A 13164-nucleotide genomic window follows, 5' to 3' on the forward strand; every position below is an offset into this window, starting at 1 on the left:
TCCGTGGGGAGGGGCCCTTTCTGAGGATCGTTCCTCGGGACGGGCCCCTCCCGTTTCAGTCCTCGGGGGTGCCGCTGATGCCCTTGCAGGCGTTCGTGCTGTCGGCCGTGCCGGGGACCGCCGCTGCCTTGGTCGCGTCGAAGACGGTGACGTAGGCGTCGTGGTCGGCGTTGCTGTCGACCTTCAGCAGCGCCTCGTCGTTCTTGGTGAGGGCCGGCCCTGAGTAGTTGTGGCTGCCGGTCCACAGGACCTTCTGGCTAAGCCGTGCCTTCGTATTTGCCTCCCTCGGCAGGTGCTTGGAGTGAACGATCCGCGAGATGGTGCTCGCGTTGCCGTCGTCGTCCCAGTTTTGACGCCCTCGCCCACCCGGAGGTAGGCGATTCAAGGTCCGTACCACTGCGCGGTACCACCATGGGTTCCTGTTTCACCGACCTCTGCCAACCGGTGAGGGTCGGTCTTACGTGGCCTCCGCAGGCCTGACTTCCCGCCCGTCCGGCGGTAGGTCGGACAACTCCGTTGTCCGACAACGCGATCCTAGGCATGCCGCTGCGACCCGTTGGCCGATACGGGCAGGGTGCCCTACATCGCCACCCTGAAGGGGGGAGTGCTGGACAAGTGTTCGACGGCTGGATCGCCAGTTCGCTCAGTCTTTCCGGCCAGCTCGGCGAAGTAGTCGCTGTACGCGGTGTAGATCGCCGTGTTGCCCGGCAGGACGTACGCGTCGTTCCAGAAGCGGCTGTAGCTGGACGGCGTCATGTTCGACGAGGTCTGCACGACGACGTTCGAGGCGCCGTCGACCTGCGAGAACAGCCAGAACTTGTTGTGGTTGATGGAGGCACCCAGGGCGGGCTGGCCCAGGCAGGACTTGTTCACCGGGCACAGGCCGACGAACGAGTCCTGGGTGAGGTCCGTGCCGAGGGCGGCGGCCAGGACGGGGTACGAGGGGTCGTCGGCGTTGTCGCTGACGTCGCTCTCGTCCAGCATCAGCTGCACGTCGACGCCCCGGGCGCGGGCGTCCGCGAGAGCCTGGGCGAGGCCCTCGTCCCAGAGGTGGTAGACGGAGGCCTTGATCGACGAACCCGATGCCGACTGGCCGATGTGGTCGAGGAGCAGGGTGCGGATGGCCCGCTGTTCGGCGACGGTTCCGGTCGGGTCGTTGAAGACCGGGCCGGCGGTCACGGCGGCGGACGCGTCGTCGGCGAGACCGAGTTGGAGCCCGGCGGCGAGCGAGAGCGCGGCCAGGATCGCGGCGAGCCGGCCGGATCTGCTGGTGGACGCGCGAGGCGCGAGATTCATGGGTCCCCCTGACAAGAGTGCGGATCGGTTCGGGCGTGCTCGGATTCCTCGAACTGACGCTTGCCGAGGGGATGTTGCCAGAGGGGGCGGTGGGGCCGGGCGTCGGGTGGGCGTGGGATTCGGGTGGTTGTGGGATTCGGATGGGGGTGAGATCCCCCGTCCGCCCACTGGACCGATGAACACCCCCAGGGGGTGTTCGCGTAAATTGCCCGGCAGTACAGCCGGACGACCCGAGGGGACAGACCGCAGGTGGCAGGGGCAAGGCAGGCCGTCGCAGAGGCCCACAGGATTGTCGTCAAGGTGGGTTCCTCGTCGCTGACCACGGCGGCAGGCGGCCTCGACGCCGACCGGGTCGACGCGCTCGTCGACGTCCTCGCCAAGAGCCGCAGCGGCGGCGAGAAGGAGATCGTCCTCGTCTCCTCAGGCGCCATCGCCGCAGGCCTCGCCCCCCTCGGCCTGCGCCGCCGCCCCAAGGACCTGGCCCGCCAGCAGGCCGCCGCCAGCGTCGGCCAGGGCCTTCTCGTCGCCCGTTACGCCGCCTCCTGCGCCCGCCACGGCATCCGCGTCGGCCAGGTGCTCCTCACCTCCGACGACATGAGCCGCCGCGCCCACCACCGCAACGCCTCCCGCACCCTCGACAAGCTCCTCGCGATGGGCGCCCTCCCGGTCGTCAACGAGAACGACACCGTCGCCACGGACGAGATCCGCTTCGGCGACAACGACCGCCTCGCCGCCCTCGTCGCCCACCTCGTGCGCGCCGACCTGCTCGTCCTGCTGTCCGACATCGACGGCGTGTACGACGGCGACCCCAGCAAGCCCGGTACGTCACGGATCGCCGAGGTGCGCGGTCCGGCCGACCTCGCGCAGGTCGACATCGGCAGCGCGGGCAAGGCCGGAGTCGGCACCGGGGGCATGGTCACCAAGGTCGAGGCCGCCCGGATCGCCGCCGCCGCCGGAATCCCGGTGGTCCTCACCAGCGCGATCCACGCCGCCGACGCCCTCGCGGGCCGGGATACGGGCACTTACTTCCACTCGACCGGCAGGCGCTCCGCCGACCGTCTGCTCTGGCTCCAGCACGCCTCCACCCCGCAGGGCTCGCTCACCCTGGACGACGGCGCCGTGCGCGCGGTCGTCCAGGGCCGCAAGTCGCTGCTGCCGGCCGGGATCGCCGGCGTCGAGGGCGAGTTCGTCGCGGGCGACCCGGTCGAACTGCGCGACAGCGCGGGCCACGCCGTCGCACGCGGGCTCGTCAACTTCGACGCCAAGGAGATCCCCCAGCTGATCGGCCGCTCGACCCGCGAACTGGCCCGCGAACTGGGTCCCGCGTACGAGCGCGAGGTCGTCCACCGGGACGACCTCGTCGTCCTGAACCCGTAGGGGCCCCAAAGGGAATCCCCGGTCTCTGTAAAACCTCTCTTTACTCCCGTCCCGCAAAGGCCGAAAACAGGGGGAACGCCCCGCAAATCCGCCCGCCGTGAGGTGGACGTTCCGCAAAAGCGCCCCATGAAGCGTGCGCACCTGCTTCTCTCTGTTTCAGGGAGATTCCGCACGACCATCGGGTAAAGGAGGCCGTCGTGAGACGAGTGCGCCCTGGGGCGGCGGCGTCCCGCGGTGGAACCGCCTCGCGCAAGGTGGGCGAGGAGCGCGCCCTGACCAGCGTCGTGGCCGGCGCCCGCTACGAGGAGGCGTACGAGGAGCCCAAGGACGTGCCCCGGCTGTGGCATGTCACGCTCAGCGTCTCCGGCGCCGAGGCCCCGCTCAAGGAGGTCAGGCGAGGGCTGGAACAGCTCGCCCACGACCATCCCTTTCTGCTGACCAGCCGCTACGCCAACGACCACGCGGAGATCCGCTACTGGGAGGAGGCCCGCGACCTGCACGACGCCGCGGCCGTCGCCCTGCGGCTGTGGGGCGAGCACCGCCAGACCGCGCAGCTGCCGCCCTGGGAGATCGTCGGCCTGGAGGTCATCGACCGCGAGACCTACCACCACCGCATCGCCGAGGGCTACGGCCCGCTGCCGGCGACCCCGGTCGGCGTCCACCCCTTCTGACCTTCCGGCCTTTACAGGGGGACCCCTTTTGCGGGGTCTGAGCGGCTTGTCTCGGGGTTTGGGATAGCCGGTGGACGGTTCCGCCCGGCGCACTACGCTTCCCCCATGACCACGCTTTCGCCGTACGACTCGATGTCCCCGGTCACCCAGGCCGCCTACCGCGCCAAGGCAGCCGCCGCCGACCTCGCCCCCCTCCCGCGGGCCGAGAAGGACGACGCGCTGCTCGCCATCGCGGACGCGCTGGAGGTCCGTACGAGCGAAATCGTCGAGGCCAACGCCAAGGACATCGCCCGCGCGCGCGAGGCCGGCACCAGCGAGACGGTCATCGACCGGCTGACGCTCACCCCGGAGCGGGTGCGCGCCATCGCCTCCGACGTACGGGACGTGGTGGCGCTGCCCGACCCGGTCGGCGAGGTCGTCCGCGGCTCGACCCTCCCCAACGGCATCGACCTGCGCCAGGTCCGCGTCCCGCTGGGCGTCGTGGGCATCATCTACGAGGCCCGCCCGAACGTGACGGTCGACGCCGCCGCCCTCTGCCTGAAGTCCGGCAACGCGGTCCTGCTGCGCGGCTCGTCCTCGGCGTACGAGTCGAACACCGCGCTCGTACGGGTGCTGCGCGACGCCGTCGGCGGCGCCGGGCTGCCCGCCGACGCCGTCCAGCTCGTGCCCGGCGAGGGCCGCGAGTCCGTACGGGAGCTGATGCGCGCGCGTGGCCTGGTCGACGTCCTGATCCCGCGCGGCGGCGCCTCCCTCATCCAGACCGTCGTCACCGAGTCCACGGTCCCCGTGATCGAGACCGGCGTCGGCAACTGCCACGTCTACGTCGACGCCCAGGCCGACCTCGACATGGCCGTCGACATCCTGATCAACTCCAAGGCCCAGCGCCCCAGCGTCTGCAACGCCGCCGAGACCCTCCTGGTCCACCAGGACATCGCCGCCGAGTTCCTGCCGCTCGCCCTGGACGCCCTCGCCGAGGCCGGGGTGACCGTGCACGCCGACCCGCGGGTGCAGGTGTACGCGAAGGACTCCAAGGCGACCGTCGTCGAGGCCACGCTGGAGGACTGGGACACCGAGTACCTGTCCTACGACATCGCCGCCGCCGTGGTCGACTCCCTAGACAAGGCCGTCGAGCACATCCGGCTGTGGACCTCCGGGCACACGGAGGCGATCGTGACGACCTCGCAGCAGGCCGCCCGCCGCTTCACCCAGCTGGTCGACTCGACCACGGTCGCCGTCAACGCCTCCACGCGGTTCACCGACGGCGGTCAGTTCGGTTTCGGCGCCGAGATCGGCATCTCGACCCAGAAACTGCACGCACGCGGCCCGATGGGCCTGCCGGAGCTGACCAGCACCAAGTACATCGTCACGGGCGACGGGCATATCCGCCGCTGAATCCGCTGCTGAGGGGCGTGATCACGGGTCCGTGCGCCGGGCGCCCGGCGCACGACCGGCGCGGGGCCCCGGCGGATCGCAGTGCACGGGGGCGGTCGGCCGCGCATGCTTCATCTTTCCCGGGGGAGGCGACCCCCGGACCCCCGGCAGAAAAAGCAGGTCGGCAGGTGTGACCGGCGCGAACACCCAGAGGCGGGCCTGAGCGAACGCGGCTCCGCGCGCCCGGCCGCGAATGAAACGCATCTCATCCAGTAGCTGAATTTCCCGACCGTCTGCCCAAAATGACACCCCCGGTCTACTCTGGATCCGTGCCGGAGGACGTGGGGGGCACGCCGTTCTTCCCTGACGGCTGGGAGCCCGAAGACGACCGCGACCGCGGGGTGTCGGACGAAGAGTTCGCCTCCGTGGTCTTTGACGAGGCCTTCGTACAGGCGGCCGTGGTGCACGAGCCGACCGCCGTCGAGCGCCTCCTGGCCGCCGCGCAGGCGAGAGCGGAGGCCTCCGAGGCCGAGGCGCGCCGGGCGCACACCAGAGGCCCACGAGGGGACGACGAGCGCTACGAGGACGGCTTCGGCCCGGACGACCCCGCCTATTTCGGCCACGACCCGGATCTCGACGACCTGGACGACGCCGAGATCCTGGAGGGCCGCTACGGCGCTCCGGGCACCCACGGCAAGCAGGTCTCCCGCTGGCACCGTCCCGTCGCCTGGATGCTCGCCCTCGTGATGGGGATCGGCATGGTCGCGCTGGCCTTCACGGCGGTCTACCGGGGCGCGTCGTCCGGCCGCCAGGAGCAGGTGCCGCCGCCCGCCTCCACCGGCCTTGAACAGGGCAGCGCGACGACCCCCTCGGCCTCCGCCGACTACTCCCAGCCGGCCGTCTCGGCGATCCCGCGCACTCCTTGACCCAAACCTGTCCGCGCCCTGTTTCTTCCTGGTGAGAACCTGTCAGAACTTGTCGTGCGGGAGGGCGTTTACCGGGGCTTCCCGCGACCTACTCTGAATGTATGGGCGGACCAGGAGACCCACCTGAGGGGACACCCGAGGCCACCCCTGGTGGCGGCGAGGACGAGTACCGATCCGTCGTCTTCGACGAGTCGTTCGTCCGTGCTGCCCGGCTCCAGGAGTTCTCCGCACAGGAGCGCCTGGACGACCACGCACCCGCCGTACGCCGCCGTCAGCCCCTGCACCGGGGGCTGTCCCGGCAGGCGCTGATCCTCGTCGTGCTGATCGCCGTCGCCTTCGGCACCGCCATCTACATGGGCATACGCAACCCGTACGAGAGCCCGGTCGCCGAGCTGTCTCCCGAGCCGCTGCGGATGACCGTCATCCCGCTGGCCCCGCAGGGTGCCGTGCCCGGCGCGGTCGACCCCGAACAACTGTTCGCGCGCAGTCCGGCGGCCCAGTTCGGCATAGGCGCCGAGGGCATCGCACTGCCCGCCACCAAGAGCACCGCGCACTTCTCGGACAGCCAGGTCGTCAGCGCCCTGACCACCGCCAAGGACTACATAGTCGAGTCCTCGCTCTATCCGGAGGTGCTCACCGGCGGCGAGGTCCGTGCCGTGCGGGTGCTGCTCGATCCCGACCAGCTAGACCAGTTCGACCAGAGCTTCGACAGCCCGGCCGCCGACGGCAGGCATGCGCCCACCGGATGGCTGGTCCGCTTCGACCCCTCCCGCGCCCAGCTCGCCGACGACAAGATCCGCGTCCGGGGCACCCTGCGGGCCGCCGAGGCCGACTCGGCGACCCTGGAGGTCGTCGCCGACCACACCTTCGTGTACGCGTTGCGGCCGACCGGCGCGGACGGCAAGGCGAAGGCGTCTCTGTTCACCGTCCGGCGCGAGCTGCACTTCAGCTTCGACCGTGACGACCTGCGGATGCACCAGGCCCGGCTGGTCGTCTCGTACGTCCAGGCCGGCCCTCTGTCCTGCGCGGAGGACTCCGCGAACCACTTCCGCCCGCTGCTGGCCGGCCAGACCGCCAAGGAAGGTGGCCCCGCCGGTACGGATCCGTTCGCCACGGATGGGGCTACGGCGCTGTGCGGGTCGTTGGCGGCGGGGGCGCAGCCGAAGGTGTGAGGGAGGGTGTGTTGGCGGGTGCGGGCCCGGTGGGGGCTGGTCGCGCAGTTCCCCGCGCCCCTTAGGTTGGGTCAGGCGTCCGGAGGTGTGTCTCGCGGCGTGTTGCCGAAGCCGCGCCGTATCCGGCCGCCGAGGTCGCCCGCTCCGCCCGCGATGTCCGTGACCAGCTTCATCAGGGGGTCCTTGGAGTTCTTGACGTTGGTCGCGTAGCTCGACGCCGATTCGCGGAAGGAGCCGGAGACCGAGGTGTCCTTGTCCTCGGTGCGGCGCGGGTAGTGGCCGTCCATGATCCGCTGGAAGTCGCGGGACTCGGCCCACTTCTTCAGCTCGGCGGCGCGCACGGTGGTGAAGGGGTGGGTGCGGGGGAGGACGTTGAGGATCTTCAGTACGGAGTCGCGCAGGTCGCCGCCCGCCTCGTACTCCTCGGCCTGGGCGAGGAACGCGTCCACGTTCATCTCGTGCAGGTGGTTGCCGCCGGCGATCTTCATCAGGCCGCGCATCGAGGCCTTGAGGTCCTGGCCGACGAGGAGCCCCGCGCGGTCGGCGGACAGCTCCGACTTGCGGAACCACTCGCGCAGGCCGGTCACGATCGCCATGATCGCGATGTTGCCGAGCGGGATCCAGGCGACGCGGAGGGCCAGGTTGGTCAGGAAGAGCAGGATCGTCCGGTAGACGGAGTGCCCGGAAAGGGCGTGTCCGACCTCGTGTCCGACGACGGCCCGCATCTCCTCCTCGTCGAGCAGCTCGACCAGGCCGGTGGTGACGACGATGATCGGCTCGTCCAGGCCGATGCACATCGCGTTGGGCTGGGGGTCCTGGTTGACGTACATCGGCGGGACCTTCTCCAGGTCCAGGATGTCGCAGGCGTCCCGCAGCATGACGTTGAGGTGGGCGAACTGCTGCTCCGAGACCCGCACCGAGTCGGACAGGAACAGCAGCCGCAGACTGCGCTCGGGGAGCAGCCCGCTGAGCGCCTTGAAGACGGTGTCGAACCCGCTGAGCTTGCGCAGGGCGACCAGGGCGGAGCGGTCGGCCGGGTGCTCGTACGCCCGCGAGGAGATCCCCGGAAAGCGGGTGCGCTGCCTGCTGGGCACGTTCTCGTGGCCGTCGCCCGGCCCGTGTCCGTTGCTCTCGTGGCTGTCGTCGGACATGTGTTCCCCCACGCGTCTGATTGCCCTTATGTGCCCCCCGAAGCGGGGCCCAGCCTAGGCGGAGATACCGTGGCGGGGCAGCACACCGTAAGGAGCGATCCGATGGATCCGATGGACCACACCCCCGCAACCGACTGGATCACCGAGGCCGCGAAAGCCGCCGAGAGACAGGGGTCCGGCGATCTGCTCCGGGTCGTGCTCATCGTGATGTTCTTCGGCTGCATCCTGACCGCGTGGTTCCTGCTGCGGGGGTACAAGGAGAAGGACGACTGAGACGGGCCGGAAGTTCCCCCGCCGGGTCCTTGGGCGGAGTCGGCGTGATCCCGGTGGACGGGCACGCTTACGATGAGCCGACGTCTTTATCCCGCCCTCACCGGATAGGTCCTGCCGAAGATGAGCTTCCACAGCACCGCAGCCCAGTTGGTCACCCTTGCCGCCGAGGGCGAGGAGCACGGCGGCAACCACGAGAGCCTCAGCCCCTACCTCACCGGTGGCGGCGCCTTCTTCATCCTGATGCTCCTGCTGTGGATCACCACCCGCTTCAACCGTGACCGCTGAGTCCGGTCCGTTCAGGCAGGGCCGGTAGGGTCTGCACCCATGGGAGAGCAGGACATGCCTACCGGCCGGTCGAACCCGGGCAAGCGTCGCATCGGCGTCATGGGCGGCACATTCGATCCGATCCACCACGGGCACCTCGTGGCGGCCAGCGAGGTCGCCGCGCAGTTCCACCTCGACGAGGTGATGTTCGTACCGACCGGACAGCCGTGGCAGAAGACCGACCGCAGTGTGTCGCCGGCCGAGGACCGCTATCTGATGACGGTCATCGCGACCGCCGAGAACCCCCAGTTCTCGGTCAGCCGCATCGACATCGACCGCGGTGGCCCGACGTACACCACGGACACCCTGCGCGACCTGCGCGCGCTCAACCCCGACACGGACCTGTTCTTCATCACGGGCGCCGACGCGCTCGGCCAGATCCTCACCTGGCGCGACGCCGAGGAACTGTTCTCCCTCGCGCACTTCATCGGAGTCACCCGGCCCGGTCACACCCTGACCGACCCGGGACTCCCGGAGGGCGGTGTCTCGCTGGTCGAGGTGCCCGCTCTGGCCATCTCGTCCACAGACTGCCGTGCAAGGGTCGCCAAGGGCGACCCGGTCTGGTATCTGGTGCCGGACGGTGTGGTGCGCTACATCGACAAGCGCGAGCTGTACCGCGGCGAGTGAGCCGAGAGGGGCACCGGTGAACGACCGATACGACTCGGGGTACGACGGCGACCAGCAGTACGAGCTCGTCGGCTACGACGACTACGGCCGGCCTGTGTACCAGCCGGTGCCGCAGCAGGGGTACCCGCAAGCGTCACAGCCAGGGCAGCAGTCGTACGACCCGTACGCGCAGCAGGCCCCCCAGGCCCCCCCGGCACAGGGGTACGAGGGGTACGGCTACGACCCGTACGCGACCGGGCAGCAGCAGGCCGCGCCCGCGTACGACCCCTACGGCGCCGGGAACCCGGCCACCGGGTACGACCCCTACGGGCAGCCGGCGAGCAGCGGGCAGCAGCCCCGGGTCGCCGAGCAGACCGCGCCCGCCGCCCCGACGGCACGTACCGCGCAGGCCGAGCCGACCGCCTTCGTGCCGCAGCAGGGTGGGCCGCCCGCCGAGGGCGGCGCTCCGAAGGCGGAGGAGCCCGCGGGCGAACGCGACTACAGCACCCAGCAGTTCGCCTTCGTCGAGGATCCCGACGGTGACTCCGAGGACGTCATCGACTGGCTGAACTTCACCGAGAACCGCACCGAGCGACGCGAGGAGGCCAAGCGCCGCGCGCGGGGCCGTGCCGTCGCCCTGGTCGTCGTCCTCGCCCTGGTCGCGGTGGGCGGAGTGGGCTACCTCTGGTACGCGGGGAAGCTGCCCGGCGCGTCCTCCTCGGACACGAAGGCCGGGAGTGCGACCAGCGCCGCGGCCCAGAAGCGGGACGTCGTGGTCGTCCATCTGCACAACACCAAGAAGGGCGGCACCTCCACGGTGCTGCTCGTCGACAACGCCACCACCAAGCAGGGCACCACCGTCCTGCTGCCCAACTCCCTCGCCCTGACCGACGACGACGGCTCCACGACCACCCTCGCCAAGTCCGTCGACGACGACGGCTCCTCAGGGACCCGCGACGCGCTCGACACCGTCCTCGGCACCGACATCGAGGGCACCTGGCGGCTCGACACGCCCTACCTGCAGAACCTCGTCGAGCTGGTCGGCAACATCGACATCGACACCGACGCGGACGTGCCCGACCCGGACAACACCAAGAAGGGCACAGCGCCCCTGGTGAAGAAGGGCGAGGACCAGACCCTCAGCGGCAAGATGGCCGTCGCCTACGCCACCTACCTCGCCTCCGGCGAGACCCAGGACGCCCAGCTGGAGCGGTTCGGGCAGGTCATGCAGGGCGTGCTGCGCAAGCTGTCCTCCGACTCCCAGGCCGCGACGGTCACCGTGCAGACGCTGGCCCAGATCCTCGACCCCTCGCTGACCGACAAGGACCTCGGCAGCTTCCTCGCCCGGCTCGCCGACCTCGCCAAGGGCGGCGACTACAGGACCTCGCTGCTGCCCGTCCAGGGCGACGGCACGCTGAGCGCCCAGGCCAGCGCCTCCGTCGTCAAGACGGTGCTCGGCGGCACCGCCAAGAGCCCCGACAAGGACGCCGCGGTCCGTGTCTCCGTCCAGAACGCCACCGGCGACAAGGACGACACCGAGAAGGCCCGAGTCGTCCTCCTCAACGGCGGCTTCACCTTCCTGGAGGCCGGTACGGCCGACACCGCCCGCGCCACCTCCCTGGTCACCTACTCCGACGCCGCCGACAAGGAGAACGCCACCGAGGCCGCCAAGACGCTGGGCCTGCCCACCAGCGCGGTGAAGAAGGGCACGGTCACCTCGAACGCGGACGTCTCCGTGATCCTCGGCCAGGACTACGAGCCCGCGTCGTGATCCCGTAATGACGTGGGGTGGTGTCGGCGGTCCGTGAGACCCTTGGGTTCCGTAGCAGTACTCGTACGGGTTTCCCCGACCGCCGACCGAAAGCCTTGTAGTGACCGCCACTGACCGTTCCATCGAGCTGATCACCGCCGCCGCGCAGGCGGCAGCCGACAAGCTCGCGCACGACATCATCGCCTACGACGTCAGCGACGTGCTGTCGATCACGGACGCCTTCCTGCTGGCCTCCGCACCCAACGACCGCCAGGTCAAGTCGATCGTCGACGAGATCGAGGAGCGGCTCAGCAAGGAACTCGGCACCAAGCCGGTCCGCCGCGAGGGCGATCGCGAGGCCCGCTGGGTGCTCCTGGACTACGTCGACATCGTCGTCCACGTCCAGCACAGCGAGGAGCGCGTCTTCTACGCCCTGGAGCGCCTCTGGAAGGACTGCCCCGAACTGGAGCTGCCCGCCGACGCCAAGGCCACCCGGGGCAAGGCTGCCGAGCACGCCAAGCTGCAGGCCGAGGAGGACACCGCCGACTTCGGAGGGCTGCGGTGACCGCCCCCGCGTCCACCGGGACCCGCCGCAAGCCGGGCCCCGGCCGCCGTCTCATCCTGTGGCGCCACGGCCAGACGGCGTGGAACGTGGAGCGGCGCTTCCAGGGCACCACGGACGTGCCGCTCACCGAGACCGGCATCGGCCAGGCCCGCCGCGCCGCCCGCCTGCTCGCCTCCCTGAAGCCCGACGCGATAGTCGCCTCGGACCTCCAGCGCGCGGCGAACACCGCGGGCGAACTCGCCGAACTCACCGGCCTCACGGTGACGCACGACGAGGGCCTGCGCGAGACCTACGCGGGCGTCTGGCAGGGTCTGACGCACGAGGAGATCATCTCCCGCCACGGCGACGAGTACGCCGCGTGGAAGCGCGGTGAGCCGGTCCGCCGCGGCGGCGGCGAACTGGAGACCGAGGTCGCCGACCGCGCCGCCCCCGTGGTGCTGCGGCACGCCGACAAACTCCCCGAGCAGGGCACCCTTGTGGTGGTCAGCCACGGCGGCACCATCCGGACGACCATTGGGCGCCTCCTCGGCCTGGAGTCCCACCATTGGGAGAGCCTCGGCGGTCTCTCCAACTGCTGCTGGTCCGTCCTCGGCGAGGGCGCCCGCGGCTGGCGCCTGCTGGAGCACAACGCCGGCACACTGCCCGAGCCGGTGCTCGGCGACGACGACTGAGCGCGCCTCCCGCACCCCGTCAGGGGCCCGGGCCCGGATTTCACTTTCCGGCTGGTCGCAGGCTAAAGTTCTTCTTGTTCGCCCCGCCGGGTCGGGAAGAGCAGCGGGGCTATAGCTCAGTTGGTAGAGCGCCTGCATGGCATGCAGGAGGTCAGGAGTTCAATTCTCCTTAGCTCCACAGTAGATGGCTGGTTGATCAAGGTCCCGCCCCCTCCGGGGGGCGGGATTTTTCGTTCGCCCCGGCTTGAGTCACTTGGGGCCCGGAGGCGTATACCTCTGCGGAGGCTCTTCTTAAGTGCGCGTTCGTGCTGGCCGCGACGGCTGCGGCGGGTGCCGTGTCCGGACTGGTACGAAGGCGTCGCTGACCGTATTGGTCCGGCCGTGGCAGAATCAAACGGCCGGAAGGGGGCGCGGCCCGACGGGAGGGAGTTGCGATGCCTGCGAGCATCCTCAGGGAGGTCGGTCACCTCTCTGAAGCGGCAGTCATACGGGGCAGGAGAACCCGTCTCAGCTGTCCTTCCTGCGGTTCCGGCCACGTCGCCCAGGTGCTCGGTGACAACGGTGGGATTTCCTACGTGTGCACGGCCTGCGGCCACAGCTGGAGCTGATCGATGGGTGCACACAGGAGGAAATGCGACTGGTGCGGCAGTGGTACGCCGATCGTCCGTGACATGGAGCCGGTGAACCACGACTACCAGTACTGGTGCGAGGAATGCGCGCGGGCGCTGATCATAAAGGGCGACCCGATCGAGACCTACCGTGAGCTGGAGGGCGAGCCGATCTACGGCCGGCTCCTGGAGGAGCACTGCACCCTCAAACGGTTCTACTCGTTCGTCACAGCCTGACCCGGCAAACGATTTGGTGCTGCACCGGGGGGACCGGTAATGTTGGCGTCGCCGCCGGGGAGACCCGGCGGAGCGGTGCGAGGGGCTATAGCTCAGTTGGTAGAGCGCCTGCATGGCATGCAGGAGGTCAGGAGTTCAAGCTGCAGCACATCGCGTGCCCGTCTTG

15 protein-coding genes and 1 tRNA gene are annotated in these 13164 nt (G+C 69.9%); 13 read left to right on the forward strand and 3 right to left on the reverse strand.

All coding sequences use genetic code 11. The features are described 5' to 3' along the window. Window positions 1-55: 55 nt before the first annotated feature. On the reverse strand, window positions 56-385 hold the full coding sequence (locus ACWCRB_RS25270; protein ID WP_450998204.1) for a hypothetical protein: 330 nt from the start codon (window positions 383-385) through the stop codon (window positions 56-58). A 194-nt stretch (window positions 386-579) separates the two neighbouring features. Further along, window positions 580-1296: a phospholipase D-like domain-containing protein gene (locus ACWCRB_RS25275; RefSeq protein ID WP_450998205.1), complete on the reverse strand. Its 717-nt coding sequence runs from the start codon at window positions 1294-1296 to the stop codon at window positions 580-582. Window positions 1297-1545: 249 nt separating this feature from the next. Between ACWCRB_RS25275 and proB the strand changes: the two genes are divergently transcribed. The 5 genes from proB (at window position 1546) to ACWCRB_RS25300 (ending at window position 6813) form a co-directional block, all read left to right on the forward strand. Then, window positions 1546-2673, forward strand: coding sequence for a glutamate 5-kinase (proB, locus tag ACWCRB_RS25280; RefSeq protein ID WP_450998206.1), 1128 nt, complete (start codon window positions 1546-1548; stop codon window positions 2671-2673). A 206-nt stretch (window positions 2674-2879) separates the two neighbouring features. After that, window positions 2880-3344, forward strand: coding sequence for a hypothetical protein (locus ACWCRB_RS25285; RefSeq protein WP_105974476.1), 465 nt, complete (start codon window positions 2880-2882; stop codon window positions 3342-3344). 105 nt (window positions 3345-3449) lie between these two features. Next, window positions 3450-4736, forward strand: a complete 1287-nt coding sequence (locus ACWCRB_RS25290; RefSeq protein WP_450998207.1) for a glutamate-5-semialdehyde dehydrogenase — start codon at window positions 3450-3452, stop codon at window positions 4734-4736. A 308-nt stretch (window positions 4737-5044) separates the two neighbouring features. Beyond that, the gene (locus ACWCRB_RS25295; protein ID WP_450998208.1) at window positions 5045-5641 is read left to right on the forward strand and encodes an SCO2584 family spore wall biosynthesis protein; all 597 of its coding nucleotides are present in this window, start codon (window positions 5045-5047) and stop codon (window positions 5639-5641) included. A gap of 101 nt (window positions 5642-5742) precedes the next feature. Beyond that, window positions 5743-6813, forward strand: coding sequence for an SCO2583 family membrane protein (locus tag ACWCRB_RS25300; RefSeq protein WP_450998209.1), 1071 nt, complete (start codon window positions 5743-5745; stop codon window positions 6811-6813). A gap of 71 nt (window positions 6814-6884) precedes the next feature. On the opposite strand, the gene ACWCRB_RS25305 is transcribed toward ACWCRB_RS25300, so the two are convergent. Continuing rightward, window positions 6885-7964, reverse strand: coding sequence for a M48 family metallopeptidase (locus ACWCRB_RS25305; protein ID WP_450998210.1), 1080 nt, complete (start codon window positions 7962-7964; stop codon window positions 6885-6887). Between the two features lie 102 nt (window positions 7965-8066). Here ACWCRB_RS25305 and ACWCRB_RS25310 point away from each other — a divergent pair, with 102 nt between their 5' ends. The 8 genes from ACWCRB_RS25310 (at window position 8067) to ACWCRB_RS25345 (ending at window position 12998) form a co-directional block, all read left to right on the forward strand. Beyond that, on the forward strand, window positions 8067-8237 hold the full coding sequence (locus ACWCRB_RS25310; protein ID WP_235480212.1) for a hypothetical protein: 171 nt from the start codon (window positions 8067-8069) through the stop codon (window positions 8235-8237). Between the two features lie 120 nt (window positions 8238-8357). Beyond that, window positions 8358-8522 (forward strand): hypothetical protein, encoded by a 165-nt coding sequence (locus ACWCRB_RS25315; protein WP_198655517.1) that lies wholly within the window; start codon window positions 8358-8360, stop codon window positions 8520-8522. Between the two features lie 39 nt (window positions 8523-8561). Beyond that, on the forward strand, window positions 8562-9188 hold the full coding sequence (gene nadD / locus ACWCRB_RS25320; protein WP_235479158.1) for a nicotinate-nucleotide adenylyltransferase: 627 nt from the start codon (window positions 8562-8564) through the stop codon (window positions 9186-9188). Between the two features lie 16 nt (window positions 9189-9204). Further along, complete coding sequence (locus ACWCRB_RS25325; RefSeq protein WP_450998211.1) at window positions 9205-10938, forward strand: LCP family protein; 1734 nt, start codon at window positions 9205-9207, stop codon at window positions 10936-10938. A gap of 100 nt (window positions 10939-11038) precedes the next feature. After that, the gene (gene rsfS, locus ACWCRB_RS25330) at window positions 11039-11482 is read left to right on the forward strand and encodes a ribosome silencing factor (RefSeq protein WP_369035937.1); all 444 of its coding nucleotides are present in this window, start codon (window positions 11039-11041) and stop codon (window positions 11480-11482) included. After that, window positions 11479-12153, forward strand: a complete 675-nt coding sequence (locus tag ACWCRB_RS25335) for a histidine phosphatase family protein (protein WP_450998212.1) — start codon at window positions 11479-11481, stop codon at window positions 12151-12153. Before rsfS ends, ACWCRB_RS25335 begins: the two co-directional genes overlap by 4 nt. 105 nt (window positions 12154-12258) lie before the next feature. Beyond that, window positions 12259-12331, forward strand: a tRNA-Ala gene (locus ACWCRB_RS25340). 433 nt (window positions 12332-12764) lie between these two features. After that, the gene (locus tag ACWCRB_RS25345; protein ID WP_044472114.1) at window positions 12765-12998 is read left to right on the forward strand and encodes a hypothetical protein; all 234 of its coding nucleotides are present in this window, start codon (window positions 12765-12767) and stop codon (window positions 12996-12998) included. The last annotated feature ends 166 nt before the right edge of the window (window positions 12999-13164 follow it).

Source organism: Streptomyces sp. NPDC002156, from assembly GCF_053593675.1.